The sequence below is a fragment of the Stygiolobus sp. CP859M genome (assembly GCF_037389975.1).
GTDB lineage: Archaea > Thermoproteota > Thermoprotei_A > Sulfolobales > Sulfolobaceae > Stygiolobus.
The window spans coordinates 102,210-126,430 of record NZ_JBBHKS010000024.1; the positions used below are offsets into that span (position 1 = coordinate 102,210).

Below are 24,221 nucleotides of genomic sequence, written 5' to 3' on the forward strand. Positions count from 1 at the left end.
TATTATTTATTAATGCAAGCAGACACTGATGAGAATCTAATAAGAGTCAAAAGAGTTGATGCATTCTTCTATCCTCTTCACGCAATTCCTACTATGGTGTTATATTTAGAAGATAGTAGAGAATTTAAGATGTTTTATATACCACCCGAGATAGTAATTCTCGTGAATAAACTTCAAGGTAAAAACGAATATGAAGGAATTACTGGAAACGATAATAGAGAGAGTCTATATGATATATTATATGATATAGTCTCTTTCTCTACCGATATAAAGGAAAATTTAAAGAAAATTGTTAACAGGGTAATCATAGATGATATAATAAAGGAAAGTGGAGTATACGTTGCTACAGTAGAGTTCAAGTTCGACGGTGTTATAATAGAGAAAAAATTAATACCAAGTCATGCTGTACTATTGGCTTTGCTTTGCGACAAACCAATATTCGTAAAGAAACAGTTGGTTGAGGAGCAGGAAGCTGAGGAAAAGAAAAGAGGTTCAGACGTGGAATAATTTTTATCTTTCTTTTTAGGATTTGTGAAATTTATTTTATAATACCAAAATAATGCCTAAAATTTATATTTTGTAAGCTAAAAATTTCATTATTACTTATTACCTTACTGGCTTTTGTTTCTTTCCTTTATATAATGCATCCAGAGAGACTCCATTAACCATAATGACTTTGTACCTAACACCTGGTAGATCACCCATTGATCTCCCTAGCGTTCCACCGATACCAGCAATTACTACTTCATCGTGCTCATCAATGAAGTTTACCCCACCGTCTCCTGGAACGAATGCCGTGACAATTCTACCGTTTTTAACTAACTGCACTCTAACAGCTTTTCTAACAGCAGAATTAGGTTGCCTTGATTCTATACCAACTTTTTCTAATACTATACCCCTCGCCATAGGCGCTCCTTCTAATGGATCGTACTTCTCTTTTAGTTTAAGCATTCTTCTCTTGAAAGACCTCTGGTGCCACCTAAACTTCAGTCTTTTTAACTTAAGCTTTCTTGCAGCAAATAACCCTTTAGGAGACTTACTTCCTGCCACATCTTTCACCTTTATACTACAACAACTGAATCAATATCCATATACCTTTTTAATATTAACTTAGCCCTTTCGACATTCCTACCACTTTTACCAATTGCTAAACCTTTATCTTGCGCTTCTACTGTAATATAAACTGTTTTCTTAGAATTCGACTCTACTAACTTTATGGTTTTAACCCTAGCTGGAGCCATAAGGTTTTTTATTAAATCCTCTAGATTATCACTATAACCTACTATTTCCACCGATTTACCTAAAAGTTTCTCTAGCTTCTTTACATTACTTCCATTTTTACCTATAGCTATTCCCATATTTTCTGGGTTTATAAGAAATATAATCCTGTTATTTTTTTCATCAATAATACAATCCCTAGCTGTAACTTTAGTTATATCTTGAAAAAGTGACATATATCTTAATTCTTCTGATGTTAATTTTATCTCAGGCACTATTTAATTCACCTCATTTATTTTGAAAAATTTTTGATTCACCCTCATCAATAACACCTATTGCAGACACAATAAACGGCTTACCACAAAGAGTTCCTAATTCTAACGCACTACCTTTATATTCATAATAAGGTATACCAGCAAGTTTAGCATAATGAATTAAATCATCTTTCAAGTCTTGTCTTAAGGTGCTAGCAATTATTATACCTTTAACTTTTCCTAGCTTTAGCATTTTTAAAGTCCTTTTAGTACCTAGAATAACTTTTCCAGTCCTCAGAAGAGTTCTAAGTTCTCCTTCAAAACTTATACTCTCGGACATCTATATCACCTTACATTAGGTTTCATGGACAACTCCACAATTCCAGTACCCAATCTTATCGGTTGCCCGATTATAATGTTTTCTACTACACCTTTAAATTCTTCGACTTCACCCCTGGCTGAAGCGTCAAGTAAATGTTTCACCGTGACTTCGAATGCAGCCCTAGCTAGTACGCTACTTTTTTCACCAGTTACTCCATGCCTACCTATCTGTCTTACTGTACCCGTTCTAGTCATTACATCGGCTACTAGCAATATGTGTCTCATATCTACGTCCAAACCTTGTTCATCAAGTACTTTCTTTATTTCTCTAGCTATTAGCTCCCTTGCAGCTTCAATACCAAATATCTCCGCTATTTCATGAATGTTATTAGTTTGTAACTTTGAAATGTCTACCCCCTTAATACCTGTTAGCCCCTCAACATTAGAACCGTCTGTTATTATAACATATTCATCGCCCTTTTTCTGAACGATGGCTCTTTTTATACCTTTAACTCCCTTAATTTTGGAGTTCAGAATCTTCTCTCTCATTTTAAATAATCCGGTTATACTATCTATTTCTTCGAAGTATATAGTGAACGTATTCTCATCGATGTCTTCAGTTCTAATTTTTCCTAGTTTCAGTTTGTAAATTGTCTTCTTTACTTCTTCTGCAGTAAGCCCTTTATCTCTTAACATATCTTCATCAAGCTGTAAAGTAATTGACATAGAAGATATATCTAAACTAACTGACGCTATAACATTCTCTACTCTTGTATACTCGATTTTTCTCGCTATTTCTAGTGCTTTCTCCTTGTCATATTTGTACTCATCTGTTAAATAAATTGTCATTATTGGAGTTGAAGGAGTCTTTCTTACGTCCACTATTTCTATTAATCTTGGTAAGCCTAGTGTAACGTTGAGTTCTCTTATACCAGCATAATGGAACGTTCTCAACGTCATCTGCGTCCCAGGCTCACCTATCGATTGGGCAGCTACCACACCTACGGCTTCACCAGGTTCGACCAATGAGGACTCGTACTCCTTAATAGCTAATTCAATTATACGATCTACTTCATCTTGACTCACTTCGATTTCGAGTTTGTATAAAGTATCTCTCAGATCTTGGATTACTTTATCTGGTAATTTTGATTTAACCTCTTCTAATTTTTTATCAATATAGTTCTTCATTTGTTCGGATACCATGATAAATCACTTCCTCCAACCTATGACCCTTTCAACTATTCTATTTATATCTACCGACTTACCATGAGCACTATACATTGGATGGACTTCATCATCACCATAAGATACTTCCATTACTTCACCATATAAAGATCTTACTGTTCCGTCGTATTCAACTCTTAAGTCTGATAGTGCGTTTATAAGTCTTCTTTGCATGTATCCGCTTTGCGAAGTCTTCACTGCAGTATCTACTAATCCTTCTCTACCTCCAGCAGCATGATAGAACATTTCTATTGGCGTTAATCCTCTAGTAAATGAGTTGTGAACGAAACCTCTTGAGTCTGGCGAAATGTCGCCAGGCTTGAAGTGAGGTAAAGTTCTGTTCATATACCCTCTCTTTAATCTTTCTCCTCTAACCGACTGTTGTCCTAACATGGCAGTCATCTGTGTAATGTTTAACTCGCTACCCCTAGCTCCAGTTATGGCCATGATGTAGGCATTATTAAACGGATCTAGATACTTAGTAGCAATTTCACCTGCTATTTTTCTTAATTTGTCTAATGTATCTAGTATATAATCCTCCAGGCTTTCCTCTAACGTTCTGCCGGGAATTGGTTCTAGCTTACCTTCATTATATTTCTTAATTAATTCGTTAACTTGGTTATATGCATCAGCTGTACTCTGATCTATTTCTTTTAACGCCTCTGGTGGAATTGTTACGTCATCCAAGGTCATAGTAAATCCTCTTAACTCTATATATCTTATAAACATCTTGAAGACGTTATCCATTATCCACTTACCATATTCTGTACCATATTCTTTAATTAACCAATGCAGAACGCTTTCTGGCTGCTGATTACCTATAGCTTTCTTATCTAAAACGCCCTCCAGTAGAATTCCGTTCTTAACTACAATATATGAATCGTGAGGACATACCTCATTCTTACAAGCTCTAACTCCCTTTGATATATTAGCTACTCCATGGAAGTTAAAGTCTTTAGGTAGGAATAAGCTTATCACTTGTTTTCCAGTATAATACTGCTTAGGTGACAGAATCGCAGGTTCTCCTAGATCGCCATTGAAGTCTGTAACACCTAGTATTGTGGCTACTTCCTCTTTAGTTAGTAAAGTAGTTTTTACTGACAATAAATAAGCACCGCTTATATAATCTTGACCTCCTCCCATTATAGGTCCTCCATACCTTGGAGTAATGATGTTCTTGTGAACCAGCATAATCTCTCTAGCTTCTGCTATTGCTTCTTCGGACTGAGGCACATGCAAATTCATCTCATCTCCGTCAAAATCAGCGTTATAAGGTGGACATACTAATACATTTAATCTGAATGTTCTACCGGGTAATACTCTAACTCTATGAGCCATCATTGAAATCCTATGTAGAGACGGCTGCCTATTAAATAGAACGGTATCACCGTCTACTAGATGTCTCTCTACTATGTAGCCCGGAGTTATGCTTGCGGCAAGCTCCTTTCTGTCTTTAACATACCTTAGGTCGATTCTTCTACCGTCGGTTCTAATAACATAATTCGCTCCAGGCCACTTATCTGGTCCATTTATTATATATTGCCTTATTCTTTCAATGTTAAATTTAGTAACTCTTTCAGGAACAGTTAAAATCTTAGCTATTGTCTGAGGAACCCCTACCTCATCAATACTTATACTTGGATCAGGCGAAATTACTGTTCTTGCTGAGAAGTCTACTCTTTTACCAGATAAGTTACCTCTGAATCTTCCTTCCTTACCTTTTAACCTCTGAGCTAAAGTTCTCAAAGGCCTCCCAGATCTATGTTTAGCCGGAGGAAGCCCGGGTATTTCATTATCAATATAGGTTGATACATGATATTGTAATAAGTCCCATAAGTCTTCTATTATTAGTTGAGGAGCTCCAGCCTCCAAGCTCTCTTTTAACCTCTCATTTATTCTCACTATATCAACTAACTTATGTGTAAGGTCGTCTTCAGCTCTGATACCACTTTCTATTGTAATTGAGGGACGTATAGTAATCGGAGGAACTGGCAATACTGTAAGAATCATCCATTCAGGTCTTGCAGTTTTAGGGTCATAGCCCATTAATTCTACATCTGAATCTGGTATTCTCTCTAAACGCTCTCTAATTTCTGATGGAGTTAATCTCACTAAAGATCCGTTTCTTTCTTCATTAAAATAATAAGGCTTGTCAAGTTTGATCTTAAATTGATGCTCTCCACAATGAGGGCATTCCATGTTTTTCATAGCTACTTTTTTGACATACTCAACTAACCTTCTAGCTGCTGAAGGCCATCTATCTTTAATTGAATTATAAATTCTCCTATATCTTTCCAAATCTTCTTCTTTTATCTTAAGCCTACCACAATGCCTACACGTTGCCCTGAGAAAATCATAAACGTGCTTTACATACCCGTAATGAAGAACTGGCTTAACTAATTCTATATGCCCAAAGTGACCAGGGCAAGCTGAAAGTGTGTTTCCGCATACTGGGCATTTTTGACCAGGCTCTATAACCCCGAGTCTAGGATCCATTACCCCTCCTTCAATAGGCGTACCGTCTTCGTCATAAACTTCAGGAGTTATAATTGCGGTAACCGACATCTGCCTAATTTCATTAGGCGAGAGAATACCGAATTTTATTCCTTTAATAACCTTTTCACTCATTTGAACCACCTAAAGCTATTTTATCACCTAATATAAGTTTCGGGGCTATAACCATACTCATTAACTCTTGTAATAATAGTTTAAAGGCGTAAGATACCGTGACAGGATGTAAAGTAGTTTTATCCCCATGAATAGGACAAACATACTTATTCTTATTCCTATCGTACCAACCTATATAACCACACTGGTCGCATACATACACCGTTACTTTGTCTGAATTATCTAAAAGTCTATCCTTAATTAGCATAGCTGTTCCGAAGCCTATTAGACAGTCCCTCTCCATCTCTCCAAATCTTAGACCTCCTTCTCTTGCTCTTCCTTCAGTAGGTTGCCTTGTTAGAATCTGTACCGGCCCCCTAGCTCTTGCATGCATTTTATCAGCTACCATGTGATGAAGCTTTTGATAATATACTACTCCAAATAACACTCTGTTCTTTACTTTTTGCCCAGTTCTTCCATCATATACTACTTCAGTACCGTCTGGTAGAAAACCAGATTCCAATATACCTTTCTTGATCTCATTTATCTTCGGGGTCTCAATGAATGGAGTCGCATCAGCAATCTTGCCCGTTAGTGCTGCATATTTTCCTGCTAATGCTTCCATAATTTGACCTATTGTCATTCTTGATGGTAATGCATGAGGATTAAGTATTATATCTGGGACAACGCCCTTGGGAGTATAAGGCATATCTGCTTGACTAATCAACATTCCTATTACCCCTTTTTGACCGTGCCTTGTAGCAAATTTGTCTCCGATCTCTGGAATTCTTAAATCTCTTACACGTACCTTAACCAATTTGTTACCCTCTGCTGTCTCCGTAACTAAGACGAGGTCAACTGTTCCCATTTCCCCGTGCCTTGTGACTATCGACGTATCCCTCTTGGCTTGCTCAGGAGCTAATTCTTTAAACTCTTGTAAGAATCTTGGTGGACTCACCTTACCGATAAGCACATCTCCCCCTTTAACGTCTACCTCTGGAGGAACTATACCGTTATCCTCTAATAATCTGTAATAGTCCTTACCCTTGTATCCCTTAGTACCTGCTTCTGGAACCATTATTTTATCTTCTTGTCCACCTGGGTACTTTACCTCTTCAGTAACATATAATCTGAAGAACGTTGACCGGTACATTCCTCTTTCAACTGACGACTTGTTCATTATTATAGCGTCTTCCATGTTATATCCAGTATATGACATAACAGCTAAGATAGCGTTATTTCCAGCAGGTCTCTCATTATATCCAATCACATCTAGCATTCTAGTTTTCACTAAAGGCTTTTGCGGATAGTGAAGCAAGTGAGCCCTAGTATCTGTTCTTATCTGATAGTTTGCTGCGTATAGCCCTAGGGCTTGCTTAGCCATAGCAGATTGATAAGTGTTTCTAGGAGATTGGTTATGTTCAGGGTATGGTATGATTGAAGCAGTTATTCCTAAGATTGCTGGAGGCCATATCTCCAGATGAGTATGCTCTTTAGTTAGGTCTTCAGGATTAAGTGCGATATATGCATTTTCTTCTTCTTCAGCGTCAAGGAATTCTATTTTCCCTTCCTTTACTAGATCATCAAAGGTTATTTCTCCTTTAGATACTCTTTCTATATCTTGTTCTGTCACCAGAGGTTTACCGTCTTTAACTACTATTAGAGGTCTTCTTACCCTTCCTGAATCGCAATTTATTCTTACTTCGTTAATATACTCAGTTACGATATGCGCAACGTTAATTTCATCACTTAACTTATTACTCCTTCTCGCTTCTCGTATCTTTTCCGCTAACTCCTTACCGTCGGGATAATATCCTACTAGTCTCCCGTTAATGTAAACTTTACTCCACGTGAGATATTTCTCTATATCTTCTCCTTCTTCTGTAACTTTTATTATAATATCTTCTACTTTCAGTACACCTTGATCATATACGAATTTCTCTACGGTAGATTCGTTTATACCTACTGAGATTTGGGCTAATAAAGCAAGATTTTTGACCAGACCGCTGTTAGGACCTTCTGGAGTTTCAAATGGGCACATCCTTCCCCATTGTGTACCATGTAAATCTCTAGCCTCAAAGTTAGGTTGGCCTCTAGCAAGTGATGAAACTATCCTTCTTAGATGGCTTAACATAGAGAGCCAGTTAGTCCTATCTAGCAATTGACTAACTCCGGTTCTTCCTCCTACCCAATTTCCAGTGGCTAATGCATGTCTTACCCTCTCAGTTATAATATCCGCTCTAACGAGAGCTGTTAGAGATAATCTTCTTCCTCTAACCTTTGATTTTTCAAGTTGGTAAACCAAATCTTTCATAAATGCTTTGAATGCAACCCTGAATAAACTTGTAAAAAGATCTCCAGCAAGTCTCACTCTCTTATTAGCGTAATGATCCTTGTCATCTGGCTCTCTCCTTCCAAGGTAGAGTTCGAGTAACTTATTTACAGCACTAGCTAAATAGTAACCCTTTTTCTTTCTATCTTCTGGCGAAGTTCCTAAGTGAGGTAAGAAGTATTTATCAATTACCTGCTCAGCCTTTTGTATTCTGTTTTCTCTCTTTTGACCTACAGCGACTCTGTTACCTATAAAATCTAATGCGTCTTCTACTGTAGTTATTGAACTCGCTTGCTCTAATGAAGGTAATAACTCGTTTTGAATCTCTGGATCTAATGACACAGCATATACTATATCACGATCTGTAGTAAATCCCAGAGCTCTCATTAAAATTACAAAGGGAATCTTTCCAGGTACTGTAGCGAAAGATACCTGAATCGTACTGTCCTTTAGCCTTTCAATTACCACTTGTACTCTATATCCAGCAGCTGCAGAGGTTACTTTAGCTACATGTGTAATGTTACTACCAGATTTTCCATAATCAACTAAAACTCTATTAGTCGCTAAGTCTTCCTGAGCTACAATCACCTTCTCTGTTCCATTTACGATAAAGTACCCGCCCGGGTCTTTTGGATCTTCTCCGATCTCAATAAGTTTTTCAGGAGGTAGTGTTGCCGTAGGATCTGCAATTGACTTAAGCATAATGGGTAGATCTCCTATGTAGACCTCGACCGGTTCCCCCTCTATATTATTCTCTATTGGGATCATTGTCAAGTACAATGGAACAGAATAAGTTAGATTCCTTAACCTAGCCTCCATAGGTGTTATTTCTCTTAGAGGTCCTCTGTCAGTCTCTCTTATACCCGGTTTATCGAATCTAATTTTCCCTAGCTTTATCTTTAACCCAGGTATCTCAGTAGTTATTTCTCCTTGCTCATCTATGACTTCTTGAAGTTTATTACGTAGGAAATCGTTGAACGAATCTAAGTGCTGTCGTACTAACCCTCTAACTTTAAAGAAAGACTCTGTTATCATCCACCGTTGTTCTGTTGTTAACAAATCGTTCACCCACTTATCACATATCTATAACTTACACTTTCTCCAGTGAATGGACTTTTCCTAGTTATTCTAACTATGTCGCCAGGCTTTGCACCTATAGCCCTTGCAACGGCATCTGAAGCTCTAATCCAAGGTAATTGTTCTGGTCTTACTCCAAGCTCTTTTAGAACCTTATAGGCTTCTTCGAGAGATAGAACTTCATGTTTCGGAACGAGATTATACTGAAGGGGATCAACTTTCTTTTTCGATGAAGAACGCATTTTAACTTTCACCACTAGAATTTACGTGTAATATGACAATACAAGTTACCAATTTAAAAAAATTACGTTAGTGATGCAAGAAGCTTTCTCGCATGTTCTATCATTGTTTTAGCTGACTCATATAACTCTTCATAAGATAGTTTAAACCTAGCTACACCTTGCTGCATTGCTTTCATACCTACAGCTGCTGCAACTTTAGGATAGACCTCCCATTCGGTCATTTTAGGGATTATGTAGCTCTCATTAGTCCCTCTCTGCCTAGCGAAAGAAGCTAATTCTCTTGAAGCTTCAATTACCATTTCATCAGTTATAGTCTTAGCCCTTACGTCAAGAGCACCTCTAAATACAGCGGGGAAAATTAACGAGTTATTTACTTGATTAGGCAAGTCACTTCTACCAGTTGCAACTATTTTAGCTCCAGCCTTTTTGGCCTCCTCAGGCCATATTTCAGGCGTGGGATTCGCTAAGGCGAATACGATTGAATCTTTACTCATTAGTCTTATCCATTCGGGCTTAATTACTCCAGGGCCAGGTCTGGAAGCAGCAATTAGAACGTCAGCTCCCTTAAAAGCGTCCTCGAGTTTCGTAACACTATCTTTGTTTGTCTTTTCTAGAAGTTCGTATTTCCACGGATTTTCTAACTTCATTTCATCCTCATCTTCCCTACCTTTATACAAGGGTCCACGAGAATCTATTACTATCATATTTTCATAAGGAATTCCGTATTTATATAAGAGTCTTGCCGTCGCTATGTTTGCCGCACCTGCACCGTATAATATTACTTTTGTATTTCTAGTCTCTCTTCCAGTAAGTTCCAGAGCTATTATTAAACCAGCTAATGTTGCACCAGCTGTCCCTTGCTGATCATCATGCCATACCGGTATCTCTAATTTTTCCCTTAATTTTTCTAGTATATAGAAACATTTTGGTGATTCTATATCCTCTAAGTTAATCCCTCCGAAAGCCGGTTGTAAAATGGTAACAACCTCAACAATTTTGTCTGGGTCTTTAGTGCCTACAGTCAGAGGTACTGCATCTACTCCACCTAAATACTTGAATAATAGCGCTTTACCTTCCATCACTGGCATCGCTGCCTCTGGTCCTATATCTCCGAGTCCTAATACTCTCGTTCCGTCCGTTACAATTGCAATGGAATTCCATCTATACGTATACTGGAATGAGAGATCCTTATTCTTAGCAATTTCTTTTGAGACTGCAGCAACGCCGGGCGTATATAAAACTGAGAAATCATCTAAGGACTTTATAGGAACCTTAGGGAGAATTTGTATCTTTCCTCTATATTTTGAAGAAATTTCTATAGCTTTCTTATCCAGTTCACTCAAATGAATAGCCCCATTATCCTACTTTTTAAAAAGATTAAATTTTTTCGAGCTATATTACCGCTACTTTAATTAGTCAATAGAAGGTTAAACCATTAAAGGTGAATAAAAATTACCCAACAATTACAAAAGAAACTGAGACAACCGATAGTAGTGGTACTTGGCCACGTAGACCACGGTAAGACAACATTACTAGATAAAATCAGAGGTACAGCCGTAGTTAAAAAAGAGCCTGGAGAGATGACGCAGGAAGTAGGAGCAAGCTTTGTTCCAACCAGCGTAATTGAAAAACTAGCAGAACCACTAAAAAAGATTTTCCCTATAAAACTAGAAATTCCTGGATTATTATTTATAGATACACCCGGACATGAACTCTTTAGTAATCTAAGAAAAAGAGGAGGGAGCGTAGCAGACATAGCCATATTAGTTGTAGACATAACCGAGGGATTTCAAAAGCAAACGATTGAATCAATAGAGATATTAAAAAATAGAAAAGTTCCGTTTTTAGTTGCGGCAAACAAAATAGATAAAATCCCAGGGTGGAGAGTTCAGAACACATATTCGTTCTTAGAGAGCTTCTCTAAGCAGAGAGAAGATGTAAAAAATTATTTAGACGGACTAGTTTACAACTTAGTTTCACAACTAGCAGAACAAGGATTTAGTTCGGAAAGATTCGACAGAATAAAGGATTTCACAAAGACTGTAGCTATAGTCCCAGTATCTGGAAAAACAGGAGAAGGAATAGCTGAACTTCTAGCTTTACTTGCTGGGCTTACTCAAAACTACATGAAAAACAAACTGAAGTTTGCTGAGGGACCAGCAAAAGGTGTTATACTTGAGGTTAAAGAAATTCAAGGTTTAGGACATACTATAGATGTAATCATTTACGAGGGAGTACTCAAAAAGAATGATATAATAGCATTAGGAGGTATAAATGGACCAATAATAACAAAAGTTCGTTCTATCTTAGTTCCCAAGCCTTTACAAGATATAAAAGTAGTTAAAACTGACTTAACTGCTATAGATGAAGTCTACGCTGCGGCTGGCGTTAAAATCTATGCTCCTGATTTAGAGAACGCATTAGCTGGCTCTCCTTTATTCGCAGTAGATGATGAAAGTAAAATTGAGGAATTCAAGAAAATCATACAAGAGGAAATATCCAGTGTAAGGTACTATAATGCAAGCGTAGCAGGGGTTGTAGTTAAGGCAGATAGCTTAGGTAGTTTAGAAGCTATAATTACGGCGCTCCAGCAGAAGAAGATACCTATAAGATTAGCAGATATTGGACCAATTAGTAAAAGAGACATTACGGAGGCAGAATTAACGAGCCAAGAAGCAAAAGAATACGGATTAATTGCTGCCTTTAGAGTTAAACCTCTACCTGGAATAGAGATACCTACTAAAATTAAGTTAATTTATGGTGAAATTATCTATCAGTTAATTGATGACATAGAAAAATATATTATTGATGTAAAAGAAAGCGAAAAACGTAAAACTTTAGACTCTTTAGTTCTGCCTGGAAAGTTCAAGATTTTACCAGGGTATGTCTTCAGGAGAAGTGACCCTGTAATCGTCGGAGTAGAAGTATTAGGAGGGATCATAAAACCTAAATCTCCTTTAATTAAGAAAGATGGTAGAAAAGTAGGAGAGATCCAGCAAATCCAAGATAACAAGAAGACAGTAGAGAAAGCCACGAAAGGAATGGAAGTAGCAGTTTCTATAAAAGGTAATGTTATGGTAGGACGCCAAATTGAAGAGGGAGACGTATTATATACTGACGTGCCCAAAGAGGACTTAGAAATTCTGCTAACTAAATATAAGGATATTATAACAGACGATATGAAGGAAGTAATAAAAGAGATAATTAATATTAAAAAGAGTTCCGATCCAACATACGGATTGGGTATTACATTATAGCAACAATCTCTTTTTCTGCAAAGAATATGCTCATTTCTCTTTTAGCCTTTTCTTCGCTGTCCGATGCATGGATTACATTTTCTGCTTTCGTTAAAGCATAATCCCCCCTTATAGTACCTGGTGGTGCCTCTTTAGGGTCAGTGTTCCCAATCATTTTTCTTACAACAGTTACAGCTTCTTCTCCCTCAACTACCATACATACTACCGGTCCAGATGTTATGTAATTTATCAATTCTTCAAAGAAAGACTTCCCCTTATGTTCTTCATATAATCTTTCTGCTGTAGTTCTATCTATATGAACCATCTTCATTGCTACTATATTAAAACCTCTCTTCTCAAATCTGGAAATTATCTCGCCTACTAGTCTTCTCTTTACACCGTCTGGTTTAATCATTACAAAAGTCCTCTGTTTCACTTAGCCCCACCTATGTAAGCCTTGGTCCACTTTAACTTCTTAGGATCCCTATGTAACTTTAGCATAGATTTTTTGCACTTGTTAGAACAAAACCACAATATTGAACCGTCGTTTCTGACGTACATTAATCCAGTACCAGGCATTATTTCTTTTCCGCAGAAACTACACTGCCTTATTGAAACCATGATTGATAATACACATAGTGAAGTATTTAAGTGAATTGGTATTGTGATCTTTTGGGTAATAAGAGTGAGCGAGAAAGCGAAACAGTCAACTCAATCACCAATAATAGAAGAATTCGGCTTTCCGGCTGAAGTAATACAGATTTTAGATAGAACAGGGGTTACAGGGGAAGTTACTCAAGTTAGAGTAAGAGTTCTAGAAGGAAGGGACAAGGGAAGAATACTAACAAGAAACGTTAAAGGACCAGTAAGACTTGGAGATATCCTCATACTTAGGGAAACTGAAAGAGAAGCGAGGAAATTAAGCAGTAAGAGGTAAAGCTATGCCTTTATTTTTGCTTTCTAAGCCAGTTACTCTTCATTTTTTAACTCAACTACGTTCTAAAACGACAGATCAAATTAACTTCAGAAAAACAATGGTTAGATTAGGTAGAATTATCGGTTATGAGCTTTTAAATACGTTAGATTACGAAACAGTTGAAGTTGAAACACCTTTAGGAACAAAAGCTAGGGGCATTAGAATTTATGATTTAGAGAATATAGTAATAATAAACGTTCTAAGGGCAGCTACGCCGCTTGTGGAAGGACTTTTAAAAGCTTTACCGACAGCTAGGCTAGGTGTAATCGCTGCTAGTAGAAAGGAAAAAGAAGTCAAGGAAGAATTTCCAGAAGAAATGGAGGTTGAAATATTCTATTCAAAGATACCTAATATAACTTCTAAAGATAACGTCATAATAGCCGACCCAATGATAGCTACTGCAAGTACTATGAAAAAAATAATAAGCATTATTAAAAATTATAGTCCAAAAAGAATCTATATAGTTTCCGTGATTATATCTGAATATGGAGTCAGAAAACTTCTAGCAGAATTCCCAGATATCTACTTGTTTACTATCTCAATAGATCCAGAATTAGACAATAGAGGTTATATAATACCAGGTTTAGGTGATGCTGGAGACAGAGCGTTTGGATAAGATAAAGTATAAATGGAGATTTTCATAACGTATTAGCTATGGTAAAAATAGGCTTAGAAGTTCACGTTCACTTAACGGCGTTAAAAACCAAACTCTTTTGCTCTTGTCCAACGGACTACATAGATAAAGAACCAAATACTGTCGTATGCCCTGTCTGTCTAGGCTTACCGGGAGCTATACCAATAATCAACGAGAATGCCTTAAAATACGCAATAATGGTATCGTTGGCACTTAATGGGGAAGTTGCTGATAGGCTATCTATGGTAAGAAAACATTATTTCTACCCAGATATGGCGAAGAATTATCAGATCTCTCAGTATGATGGTCCCGGAAGTATTGCAATAAGTAAAGGTGGTTTTGTAAAACTGAGAGATGGTAAAACTGTAAGGATAAGGAGAATAAACATAGAAGAGGATCCGGCAAAAATTATTTATCCAACCGGGTCTATGTTGACCAGCAAATACACTCTTTTAGATTACAATAGGTCTGGTATGACATTGCTCGAAATAGTAACTGAGCCTGACATGACAGAACCTAGAGAAGCGAGAGAATTTCTAGAAAAACTACGATCTATACTAGAGCATTTAGGTGTATGTAATTGTGACTTAGAAGGGGCTATGAGGGCTGATGCTAATGTATCCGTTGAGGGAGGAGAAAGAGTGGAAGTAAAGAATATTGGATCACCAAAAGAAGTTGAAGAAGCAATAAAATACGAAATAGCTAGGCAAAGAGCCGCAATTGCTCAGGGACTAAAAGTGGAGAGAGAGACTAGACATTGGGATGCACAAAGGAAAGTAACAGTACCAACTAGAACTAAAGAACAAGAAGAAGATTATAGATACTTTCCTGACCCAGATTTACCACCCTATCCTATAAGCAAACAACTAGTAGAAGAAATTAGAAAAAGTCTCCCTGAACTACCAGATATTAGAATACAAAGGTTGGTGAAACAATACGAAATAACTGAATATGATGCAACAGTTTTAGTAACGGATAAAGTGCTAGCTGACTTATTTGAGGAGACGGCTAAGAACTACTTTAACTACAAGAAACTCGCTAATTTATTAATTAACGACTATCTAAGGTGGCTAAACGATAAGAACCTGAGGCCGTCCCAATCGAAAGCCACACCATCACATCTAGTAGAGTTACTTAAACTTCTCGATGATGGTGTAATTACAATAAAGATAGCTAAAGAAATCTTACCTGAAGTAGTTTTAGAAGGTAAAATGCCAGGTCAGATAATTAAAGAAAGGGGACTTACGGCAGTAAAGGACGAGGAATTCCTCGTCCAGATAATAAGGGAAGTAATCAAAGAGGAGCCAGATGCAGCTGAAAAAGCTAGAAAAGATCCTAAAGTGATTAACTACCTAGTAGGGAAAGTTATGAAAAAGACGGGTAAAAGAGCCGATCCACAATTGACCAACGAACTCATAAGAAAAATTCTTAGTGGCGAGAGTAAGTAATCACGGCGTGGGTTTATCTTCACCATTCAGTTCTTAAGACCGCGTTCATCTAAATATGAATACATGGTGGTGATATTTATTTCCACTTACTCGAAATACAAGGAACTGAGAATTAGACTACTTGTGGTTGATTTGCTTAAGGAGCTGAAGAACGCGTATACCTACAAGGAGTTATCTAAATTACTTAATATCCAGGAAAGTTTACTATGTAGGTATGTCAATGGTAATACCATACCTAGTGAAATACATTCAAAGGAAATTCTCGATAAAATTAAGAATGAAGAGTTCCTACTAAAGTTCTTTTACAACAAAATCTCATTTTATGAAGATGGATTTGTAGATACTTCTTCACTACTATTTTATCCTAACATGTTAAAAATGCTGGTAGAAATTTATTATCAGAAATACATTGGAAATAAAGAAGTAAACAAAATAGTTACTATAGCTGTAAATGGAATTCCGTTTGCAACACTTGCAGCTTCGGCTTTAGCTAAACCATTACTAGTTATGAAAAAACACAAGGATTCTATCCACTTAGAGTATATAGACGAAAACCTTAAAGAGTCAGAGGGAATGGTAACGACCATATATCTAAGAAAAGATTATATTAATAGAGGAGATAAGATTCTGCTTATCGATGACGTGATAAGAACTGGAACTACTATTTATGCAGCTTATAAATTGCTAAATAAGAGCGGAGCTGAAGTCGTAGGTGCTATAACTATTGCATCTGTTGGCCGAGAATGGATTAAACACGTTAACACTATAAATATCTACCCTATTTTTAGGCTATGATAAGCAAGCTAGTCAATAACGTATACGCAATAAAAGGAAATTTCCTAGTTTATTTAATAGACATAGGAGAAAGTTTTATCCTGATAGACTCAAGTGATGGGAGTGACTCATCTATAATTATAGATGGAATTTATGAGATCTTAGAAAGAAATTCAAAAAAGTTGAAATGGATAATATTAACGAGTTATAGACGTGAGGTAGCAGGAGGAGCTAGTGTACTATCGAGGTTATTCTCTGCATTAATTATATCTAGTAGAGAAGTAGCTTCTCTACTGAGAAAAGGAGGTGATAAAAATAGTAATTATGAGCCTTTGAACGTAACCGTCGAATTATCTGAGTCAAACTTGAAATATATGAACGAGATTTTAGGTGTAGATCCTCGTCACAAAATTACCGTTATTAAGAGCAATACCCCAGTTAGTGGGTCAATATTCATAATGTTCGATTCTATACTGTTTACTGGAGCTAGTAGAACCAGCGGCATTAAGAATAAAATTAGTTATATATGTAATGCTTACAATTTTGAAAAAGTGATTTAACATGGTATTCGAAGAGAAATGTGACAGTTGTGGAAGATTTCTTCAAGTTAGATATTGTAGTATAAGAAAAATTAATGTGTGTGTAGACTGTTGCCTATTATGCAAGCAAAGAGCAACTTGTAAAATAAGAGTTTGGTCATTTAACTTATTACCAAAGAAGCAGACCGTTAAATTAGCATGAAACATGGTAGATAGACCTTACATTATAATATTCAGCACTATGAGTATAGATGGTAGATTAGCTTCAAAAGACAGATATAGCCAATTAAGTTGCCCATCTGATAAAAGGAGACAACATATCCTTAGAAGCGAAGTAGATGCAGTATTAGTGGGAGCTGAAACAGTAAGAATTGATAATCCTAAACTGACACTTAAATATGCACATGGAAAAAATCCTATTAGAGTAATAATTTCAAATAGTTTAAGATTTAATGTAAATAATACAATTTTCACAACTCCTCCTCCTACAACAGTTTACACATCTAAACTAAATGAAGAGAGTTCTGAAAAGAGACAGATAATTCAAGCTTTAATTCAAAAAGGTGTTGAAATTAGATACATAAATGATATGTCAATTTGTTCTATTATGAGAGACCTTTACATAACTAAGAACGTTAAAAAAATTATGGTAGAGGGCGGCGGAACTACAATTTGGAACTTTATTAAGGAAAATTGTTTCGATGAAATTAGAATCACAATCTCTCCTATAATTTTCGGAAACGGAATATCTTTCGCTCAAGGAGAAGGTTTTACAGGTATTAGCGCACCCAAGCTACAATTGGTCAATGTAAAACTATGTGAATGTGGACAAGAAGTCCATATTATATATAGAAAAATTAGTAATTAAAAATACATTATAATATAATTTTTAATTTAAAATAAAAAATTATTGTATAAAAGGCTTGTAGGTTGCCTTATATACTTCTCCTTCTTCTAACTTACTCGCTATTCTTCTATACTTCATTTTATCTCCTATGCTATCTTCTCCATGGACTTTCTTCCATTCTTCTATAGGTATCTGGTATTCCTTTAGCACTTTGTCTCTGTATAAGTCATTTAATACATTATATGTGCAGAACGGTATTACTCTACCATCAGGAGTAGTATAGTGTATATCGCATCTCATTACTCTTTCGACATCATAGTTATATAGATCCATGAAGTGCATAGTCCCTAAGAATAACGTCCTATAGTGCCATTCTCCTAACGCTTCATAATTATGGTTGACGATAATATTACGTAGCATTTCATAAACGTCAAAGTCTTTAGGTCCTTTCTCCTTATCAATAAACTTCCTCAAGTTATATAATAGTTTTACACCTATCCAGACCTTATTTCCTCCTTCTTTTAACTCGTCTGTTTTCTCTCTTAGATACTCCAGTAAACCTTCTAGGTCTATAAACTTAGAAAGCGGTATGAAATGAGGTTCTCCGTTTCTCCACTCTACGAATACGTAAGTTCCGGCTCCGCAGCTTGGATGATTAGCCATCTCAAATTGCTCTTTTCCAGTTATTGCCTCTACTAGCTTAGAGAATACAACAGAAGTTCCTATAGGATACCAACTATCTCTAGTAATCTCTCCATTTGTCTGCTCCTCTATTGCCTTTAAAACCTCAGGAATCGTTATTCTGAACTTATTTCTCATATTGCGTTTCATCATTCCGGTTAAGCTGACAGGTTGGAAGTTAATTGCCCTTACTACATCCATGTTATATGCTGCGAATTTCACTATATTCCCTAAATCTTGATCGTTTACGGTTCTGATAACAGTAGGTACTAGAACTACGCTGGTCATTCCGGCTTTTCTGAAGACCTCTAAAGTGTATGGGACTTCCCAGTGATTCTTAGTATTGGTTCTTCTATTTACACCATCAAAACTCATGTATATGGTGTTAACACCAGCCTCTCTTAACTCACGAGCATACTTTATTGCGTATTCTGGATCTTCGAGGTACATCTTAGCAAAAGTTCCGCCCCAAGTGTTAAGCTGTATGTGTTTTACACCGCTCTCTCTCATAATTCTTACGATTTCGATCAAATCTTCACGTAGTGTAGGTTCTCCACCAGTTAATTGGATGACGAGAGTAATATCTTGCCTTTTCAATTGTTCTACCATGAACTTTATCTGTTCTCTAGTGGGTTCGTATACGTAACCGGCCTTTTCAGCGAAGAAGAAACAGTACCAACAAGATAAATCACATCTGTTCGTAATTACCATGTTTACAAGAGCTGAGTGCTGATGATGCATTGGACAAAGCCCACAGTTAAAAGGACAAGGCGATTTAAGATCTACATATGGAACCTTAGGTCCCTTACCTTCATATTCCCAATAGTCGAACTTGTAGTATAGATTTACATCACCATAATATAGATCTTCAAATTCACCGTGATCTGGACAGACTTTTCTTATGTATAATTTGTCTTCTTTCTCAAATATTACGGCAGGTAATAGTCTATAACAGACCGGACATAAGGAACTAGTAACTCTCACCAATTTTTCATTTTCTGCAATCTTAGGTAAAGGGCCTCCTATCCTAATTTCCCTATCTCCAAATTTAACTACCCCGTTATCAAATTTAGACGGAGCTGGTAATAGTCTAAATCTTTCCTCGCTCTTCTGAACTGTTTCTGTCATTTTTTATCTTCATAAAGCATATGAGTAGCCTACTTATAAGCTCTTTCACCATTATAACTGCATATTTGGTTAAAACCATCCTAAGAAATTATCCCATCCAGTATTTTCTACAACTTCTCCCTTGTATAATACATTGTTCTTCCCTTCAGAGTTTTCATTTTTAATTACTTCTCCTATAACTATTGGGTTTAAACCATATTTTCTCATTTCTCTCATAACTTCCTCTACTACGCTTTTTCTAACAACTAGTAATGTCTCGAACTCTTCTCCCGAATACTTTAGGATATCTTTGATTTCGACACCTAAGGAATCAGTCATTTCTTTTACCTCTGGGTCTATGGGTATTTGCTTCAGTTCTACTGTTACATTCTTTCTTTTTACGATATTGTACAAGGAGACAATGAGACCGTCGCTGACATCAGTTGAATACGAAATATTTGTACAATATTTTTCAATAATTTTAACTATACCTTTATTAACAATAGGATGACGAATCTTATTGATCACTTTTTTAGGTAAATAAATATTCCAAGAACGAACATAAGATAGAAAAACTAATGATGTGTATCCTATTGAATTAGATATAATTACTACATCACCGTCATCTATGTCCTTGTTAGAATTACACGTAGACAACCCAATCCCCATTATATCGATCCAACCGCTTCCGTCACTGGAATTAAGATCTCCACCTACATACTTGCCATGGTAATACTTAATAGCGTCTGCTATACCTTCAATTAAATTCTCAAGTTTATCCAACTTTGATTTGGGTATACCAATCGATGAGAAGAATAGACTAGGAATTCCGCCTTTAGAGATAATGTCGCTTACGGTTGAAATTACCGCTTTCCAACCTAAATCATATAAGTCCATGAAAGAAAAAGTATAAGATAATTGAAAACCGTCTATTTTGTAGATCAGACCTTTTTCAGTGTATACATCATCTCTTATAGAATTAAAAACCACATACTTAGATATTATATTATTTATAAATTCATGTTCTGAAAACAACTTTAATCACCAAAAAGCCGCCGCGGGGACTTGAACCCCGGACCACCGGCTGTACCGGATCCTGCTACTATACCTTACGAGGCCGGCGCTCTACCAGTCTGAGCTACGGCGGCATATATTTTTTGTATCTAAGCTTTTTAAAATTTAAATACAAGACGAGATTACTTTCATGACGTAGTCTTTAGTTCTATCTATTAGAATACTATATGAGCCTAAATACCGTTTAGGATCTAGAACTTGTCTCAAGTCTTCTTCGGTCATATACTGTCTAACTATTTCGTTTTCTAAAGCCACCTCATAGAGAGACTTATTCTTGGCTTCAGCTTCTCTAGATATATTCATCGAAAGCTCATGAGCCGTATGTCTGGGAAGACCTCTTAAAGTTAAATTAACCATTAGACTCTCCGCCATTATAAGACCTTTGGTCAAGTTTAGGTTTCTTTCCATATTTTCTGGAAATATTCTTAATGTTCTCATCAATTTGATCGTACTATCTAACATTTCATCAATTGTAAGGAAGGAATGGGAAATAATTATACGTTCGGAAGAGCTATTAGTTAAATCACGCTCGTGCCATAATGGTATGTTTTCGAGCTCCGCTATAACGAAACCCCTTAAGACTTTTGCTAACCCACTTATCTTCTCAGCTGTTACTGGGTTTTCCTTATGAGGCATCGTACTACTCCCTACTCTCTCTACGGCCTCTCCCTCTGCAAGTTCCAAAATTTCTGGTCTCATAAGTTCACGTATTTCTAAGGCAAACCTATCAAGTTGAGAACCTAATATCGCTAGATCTGAGATCAATTCGGCAAATGCATCTCTCGGTGCTACTTGAGTTGAGATTACATGAGGAGGTATTCCAAGATTTTCTGAAACGTACTTCTCGATTTCCACCCCTTTATCTCGCCAAGCTGCCATCGTACCTACGGCTCCCGCCATTTTTATTTTTACTAATCTCTTTTCCAGCTCACATAATCTCTCTAATGACCTAGAAAATTCATACGCGTAATTAGAAAACTTAAAACCTAAAGTAATCGGAAGGGCGTGTTGCCCGTGAGTCCTTCCTACCATCACTAGGTCTTTGTATTTTGATGAGTAGTCAAGTAGGATTTGGAGAATATTTCTCAGTTTCTGTTTAATTATATTCAATGCCTTTGAGAAAATTATGGCGTATGCTGTATCTATTATATCATAACTGGTTGCCCCGTAATGAATGTACTTAGCCCCTGAAAGTTCGGCCAGATGAACCGTTAAAGCCATAACATCATGACCTAATTTTTTCTCTAATTCGTTGATTCTTTCTATATTTATTTTTTCTATTACTTCTTTTACCCGCTTTGACTCATCCTCATTAATAACTCCAGCTTTAAATAAAGCATATAATAATGCTACCTCTACTTCTGCCATGGTTTTAACTATGTTTTTTCTTGAAAATAAATCTCTCATTTCTTTACTTCCATATCTCCATTCAAAAACACATATTTCATTACTCATAATTTTAAAAAGACATTTATTAGCGTATTAAGTCTTCGTATATTGAAATGGATACAATAATAACAATTGGCAGTCATTCATCACTACAAATTCTTCACGGTGCCAAAAAAGAAGGTTTCAAGACAATACAAATAACACCAGAAAACAGAGTCAAATTTTATTCGCAATTCCCGTTTATTGATAAGGTAATCGGGTATAGGAACGAAGACGAGGCTGTGAATTATATTAACAAATATACTGATAACGGAATCTTGATTCCTCATGGAAGTCTCGTAGAATATATAGGTAGTGAGAGAGTAAAGAAAATCTCTACTAAGATCTTCGGAAATAGAAACTTGTTCGAATGGGAAGCAAATCAAAGGAAGAAAATGAGCTTGCTAAAAATGTCCAATATACCAACTCCCATGGATTTTGAAAGTCCTGAAGACGTAGATAGAATGGTAATCGTAAAACTACCCGGAGCAAAAGGAGGTAGGGGATATTTTGTAGCAAAAAATAAGTCCGAAGTTAAGGAGGGCTTAAACAAATTACTCTCCGCTAAACTGATTAAATCTATCAACGAAGTAATAATCCAAGAATATGTTATCGGAGTACCAATGTATTTCCAATTCTTTTACAGTCCTATTTTAAATAGATTAGAAATAACGGGTATTGATATAAGATATGAAACTAACGTCGACGGGTTGAGAAGACTTCCTTTCAACTTAAATATCGAACCAACATTCGTAGTAGTGGGCAATTTACCTGCTGTTGCAAGAGAGAGTTTATTACCTAAAGTGTTTGATTACGGTATGTCATTTGTTAATACAATAAAAGAAAGAGTCCCGCCTGGAATGATAGGGCCTTTCTGCTTGGAATCTGTCGTTAAAGACTCAGGAGAAATAGCGGTATTTGAATTCTCTGGGAGAATTGTAGCTGGTACTAATCTGTATATAAACGGAAGCCCATATAGCTGGTTATATTGGGATGAACCCATGAGTGTAGGCAGAAGAATAGGAAGAGAAATCAAATTAGCTTTAAACGAAAATAGGCTCAACGAGGTGTTAACTTAATGGATAACGTGATGCAAATAGCTGCTTTAGCAAGCCATTCAGCATTAGACGTTTTCGATGGGGCTAAAGATGAAGGGTTTAAAACAATAGCATTATGTAAGAAGGGTAGAGATAGAGCTTATAGAGAATTTAAAAGAATAGTAGATAGATGTATAGTTTTAGATGACTTTAAGGAAATATCGTCTGATAAAATTGACTCGATGCTTCACAGCGAAAATGTGATCATGGTTCCTAACAGAAGCTTAGCTGTTTATGTAGGTTACGATAACTTAGAAAGAATGAAGACAAAATTCTTTGGTAATAGAAGAATGCTCAGATGGGAGGAGAGGAGTGGGGATAAGAATTACTATAAATTACTAGATGAAGCGAAAATAAAAAGACCTAGAACGTTAAGACCTGATAACATAGACGTTCCAGTAATAGTCAAACTTCCAGAAGCAAAAAGAAGAGTAGAAAGAGGGTTTTTCATTGCTGTAAACCAAAAGGATTTTGACAACAAAATAGATGAACTGAGGAAAAATGGGATAATAGATGATGAAAGTATAAACTCGATGGTTATTGAAGAATACATATTAGGAGCTCATTTTAACATTAATTACTTCAATTCACCAATTTATGACAGAGTAGAACTCTTAAGTGTCGATCGTAGAATTCAAAGCGATTGGGATTCATTTTACAGATTACCCGCTGAAATTCAATTGAAACTAAATAGACTACCAAGATTTATAGAAGTGGGCCACGAGCCAGCAACTATAAGGGAAAGCTTACTGGAGAAAATATTCGAAATAGGTTACTCTTTCGTAGAAACTACGAAAAAGCTGGAACCACCTGGTATTATAGGACCATTTACTTTACAGTTAATGGTAACGCCCGAACTCGATTTGATAGTATTTGATGTAGCTCCTAGAATAGGAGGAGGGACTAATGCCCATATGGGAATAGGAAGCCAGTACTCTAAACTATATTTTGGCAAACCTATGAGCGTAGGAAGAAGAATAGCTTATGAAATAAAAGAAGCTATTTCACGTAACTCGATCGACTTAATTATAACTTAAAGATTTTTAGGTGGATTTTTTATAATTATAGATTGACGTAAGTGCTGATTATAAATAGACGGATCTTT

The 24,221-nt window shown here is 36.3% G+C and carries 23 protein-coding genes and 1 tRNA gene; 10 read left to right on the forward strand and 14 right to left on the reverse strand.

Going from position 1 to position 24,221, the window contains the following annotated elements; all coding sequences use genetic code 11:
* Positions 1-12: 12 nt before the first annotated feature.
* Positions 13-507, forward strand: a complete 495-nt coding sequence (locus tag WIW72_RS11945) for a bifunctional nuclease family protein (protein ID WP_337699563.1) — start codon at positions 13-15, stop codon at positions 505-507.
* Between the two features lie 99 nt (positions 508-606).
* Here the strand turns inward: WIW72_RS11945 and WIW72_RS11950 are convergent, their stop codons facing one another.
* The 8 genes from WIW72_RS11950 to WIW72_RS11985 all read right to left on the reverse strand — a co-directional run bounded on the left by WIW72_RS11950 (position 607) and on the right by WIW72_RS11985 (position 10,609).
* Entirely contained in the window at positions 607-1,050 is a 444-nt protein-coding gene (locus WIW72_RS11950; RefSeq protein ID WP_156005045.1) for a 30S ribosomal protein S12, read from the reverse strand.
* Between the two features lie 11 nt (positions 1,051-1,061).
* Positions 1,062-1,493: a NusA-like transcription termination signal-binding factor gene (locus tag WIW72_RS11955; protein WP_156005046.1), complete on the reverse strand. Its 432-nt coding sequence runs from the start codon at positions 1,491-1,493 to the stop codon at positions 1,062-1,064.
* 13 nt (positions 1,494-1,506) lie between these two features.
* A complete protein-coding gene (locus WIW72_RS11960) occupies positions 1,507-1,812 on the reverse strand; it encodes a 50S ribosomal protein L30e (RefSeq protein ID WP_337699560.1) in 306 nt (101 codons plus the stop codon).
* Positions 1,813-1,817: 5 nt separating this feature from the next.
* Complete coding sequence (gene rpoA2 / locus WIW72_RS11965; protein ID WP_337699556.1) at positions 1,818-2,996, reverse strand: DNA-directed RNA polymerase subunit A''; 1,179 nt, start codon at positions 2,994-2,996, stop codon at positions 1,818-1,820.
* Positions 2,997-3,002: 6 nt separating this feature from the next.
* On the reverse strand, positions 3,003-5,645 hold the full coding sequence (gene rpoA1, locus WIW72_RS11970; RefSeq protein WP_337699554.1) for a DNA-directed RNA polymerase subunit A': 2,643 nt from the start codon (positions 5,643-5,645) through the stop codon (positions 3,003-3,005).
* Positions 5,638-9,015 (reverse strand): DNA-directed RNA polymerase subunit B, encoded by a 3,378-nt coding sequence (locus tag WIW72_RS11975; RefSeq protein ID WP_337699552.1) that lies wholly within the window; start codon positions 9,013-9,015, stop codon positions 5,638-5,640. The genes rpoA1 and WIW72_RS11975 overlap by 8 nt, the downstream gene beginning before the upstream one ends.
* Before the next feature lie 5 nt (positions 9,016-9,020).
* Positions 9,021-9,275, reverse strand: a complete 255-nt coding sequence (locus WIW72_RS11980) for a DNA-directed RNA polymerase subunit H (RefSeq protein ID WP_156005051.1) — start codon at positions 9,273-9,275, stop codon at positions 9,021-9,023.
* A gap of 62 nt (positions 9,276-9,337) precedes the next feature.
* Positions 9,338-10,609, reverse strand: a complete 1,272-nt coding sequence (locus WIW72_RS11985; RefSeq protein WP_337700048.1) for an NAD(P)-dependent malic enzyme — start codon at positions 10,607-10,609, stop codon at positions 9,338-9,340.
* A 117-nt stretch (positions 10,610-10,726) separates the two neighbouring features.
* Between WIW72_RS11985 and infB the strand changes: the two genes are divergently transcribed.
* Complete coding sequence (gene infB, locus WIW72_RS11990; RefSeq protein WP_337721492.1) at positions 10,727-12,532, forward strand: translation initiation factor IF-2; 1,806 nt, start codon at positions 10,727-10,729, stop codon at positions 12,530-12,532.
* On the opposite strand, the gene ndk is transcribed toward infB, so the two are convergent.
* The gene (ndk, locus tag WIW72_RS11995; protein WP_337721024.1) at positions 12,522-12,947 is read right to left on the reverse strand and encodes a nucleoside-diphosphate kinase; all 426 of its coding nucleotides are present in this window, start codon (positions 12,945-12,947) and stop codon (positions 12,522-12,524) included. The two genes, infB and ndk, sit on opposite strands and share 11 nt — an antisense overlap.
* Complete coding sequence (locus WIW72_RS12000; protein WP_337699548.1) at positions 12,944-13,132, reverse strand: 50S ribosomal protein L24e; 189 nt, start codon at positions 13,130-13,132, stop codon at positions 12,944-12,946. Before WIW72_RS12000 ends, ndk begins: the two co-directional genes overlap by 4 nt.
* Before the next feature lie 64 nt (positions 13,133-13,196).
* On the opposite strand from WIW72_RS12000, the gene WIW72_RS12005 reads away from it, so the two are divergent.
* The 6 genes from WIW72_RS12005 to WIW72_RS12030 all read left to right on the forward strand — a co-directional run bounded on the left by WIW72_RS12005 (position 13,197) and on the right by WIW72_RS12030 (position 17,750).
* Positions 13,197-13,448 carry a 30S ribosomal protein S28e gene (locus WIW72_RS12005; RefSeq protein ID WP_221287243.1) on the forward strand — a complete coding sequence of 84 codons (252 nt, stop codon included), beginning with the start codon at positions 13,197-13,199 and terminating at the stop codon, positions 13,446-13,448.
* 4 nt (positions 13,449-13,452) lie between these two features.
* Positions 13,453-14,103 carry a uracil phosphoribosyltransferase gene (gene upp, locus WIW72_RS12010; protein WP_337721023.1) on the forward strand — a complete coding sequence of 217 codons (651 nt, stop codon included), beginning with the start codon at positions 13,453-13,455 and terminating at the stop codon, positions 14,101-14,103.
* A 38-nt stretch (positions 14,104-14,141) separates the two neighbouring features.
* Positions 14,142-15,569, forward strand: a complete 1,428-nt coding sequence (gene gatB, locus WIW72_RS12015; protein WP_337721479.1) for an Asp-tRNA(Asn)/Glu-tRNA(Gln) amidotransferase subunit GatB — start codon at positions 14,142-14,144, stop codon at positions 15,567-15,569.
* A 66-nt stretch (positions 15,570-15,635) separates the two neighbouring features.
* Positions 15,636-16,364: a phosphoribosyltransferase family protein gene (locus WIW72_RS12020; protein WP_443295080.1), complete on the forward strand. Its 729-nt coding sequence runs from the start codon at positions 15,636-15,638 to the stop codon at positions 16,362-16,364.
* Positions 16,361-16,903 (forward strand): MBL fold metallo-hydrolase, encoded by a 543-nt coding sequence (locus WIW72_RS12025; protein WP_337721021.1) that lies wholly within the window; start codon positions 16,361-16,363, stop codon positions 16,901-16,903. The genes WIW72_RS12020 and WIW72_RS12025 overlap by 4 nt, the downstream gene beginning before the upstream one ends.
* A gap of 184 nt (positions 16,904-17,087) precedes the next feature.
* Positions 17,088-17,750, forward strand: coding sequence for a 2,5-diamino-6-(ribosylamino)-4(3H)-pyrimidinone 5'-phosphate reductase (locus WIW72_RS12030; RefSeq protein WP_337721020.1), 663 nt, complete (start codon positions 17,088-17,090; stop codon positions 17,748-17,750).
* Positions 17,751-17,789: 39 nt separating this feature from the next.
* On the opposite strand, the gene tes is transcribed toward WIW72_RS12030, so the two are convergent.
* The 4 genes from tes to purB all read right to left on the reverse strand — a co-directional run bounded on the left by tes (position 17,790) and on the right by purB (position 22,046).
* On the reverse strand, positions 17,790-19,538 hold the full coding sequence (gene tes / locus WIW72_RS12035; RefSeq protein ID WP_337721480.1) for a tetraether lipid synthase Tes: 1,749 nt from the start codon (positions 19,536-19,538) through the stop codon (positions 17,790-17,792).
* 69 nt (positions 19,539-19,607) lie between these two features.
* The gene (locus WIW72_RS12040; RefSeq protein ID WP_337721481.1) at positions 19,608-20,552 is read right to left on the reverse strand and encodes a thiamine-phosphate kinase; all 945 of its coding nucleotides are present in this window, start codon (positions 20,550-20,552) and stop codon (positions 19,608-19,610) included.
* Positions 20,553-20,567: 15 nt separating this feature from the next.
* Positions 20,568-20,665: transfer RNA gene (locus tag WIW72_RS12045), tRNA-Thr, on the reverse strand.
* Positions 20,666-20,696: 31 nt separating this feature from the next.
* Positions 20,697-22,046, reverse strand: a complete 1,350-nt coding sequence (purB, locus tag WIW72_RS12050; protein ID WP_337721482.1) for an adenylosuccinate lyase — start codon at positions 22,044-22,046, stop codon at positions 20,697-20,699.
* Between the two features lie 47 nt (positions 22,047-22,093).
* Here purB and WIW72_RS12055 point away from each other — a divergent pair, with 47 nt between their 5' ends.
* Both WIW72_RS12055 and WIW72_RS12060 read left to right on the forward strand, forming a co-directional pair.
* Positions 22,094-23,098 carry a formate--phosphoribosylaminoimidazolecarboxamide ligase gene (locus WIW72_RS12055; RefSeq protein ID WP_337721483.1) on the forward strand — a complete coding sequence of 335 codons (1,005 nt, stop codon included), beginning with the start codon at positions 22,094-22,096 and terminating at the stop codon, positions 23,096-23,098.
* The gene (locus tag WIW72_RS12060) at positions 23,098-24,153 is read left to right on the forward strand and encodes a formate--phosphoribosylaminoimidazolecarboxamide ligase family protein (RefSeq protein WP_337699529.1); all 1,056 of its coding nucleotides are present in this window, start codon (positions 23,098-23,100) and stop codon (positions 24,151-24,153) included. Before WIW72_RS12055 ends, WIW72_RS12060 begins: the two co-directional genes overlap by 1 nt.
* The last annotated feature ends 68 nt before the right edge of the window (positions 24,154-24,221 follow it).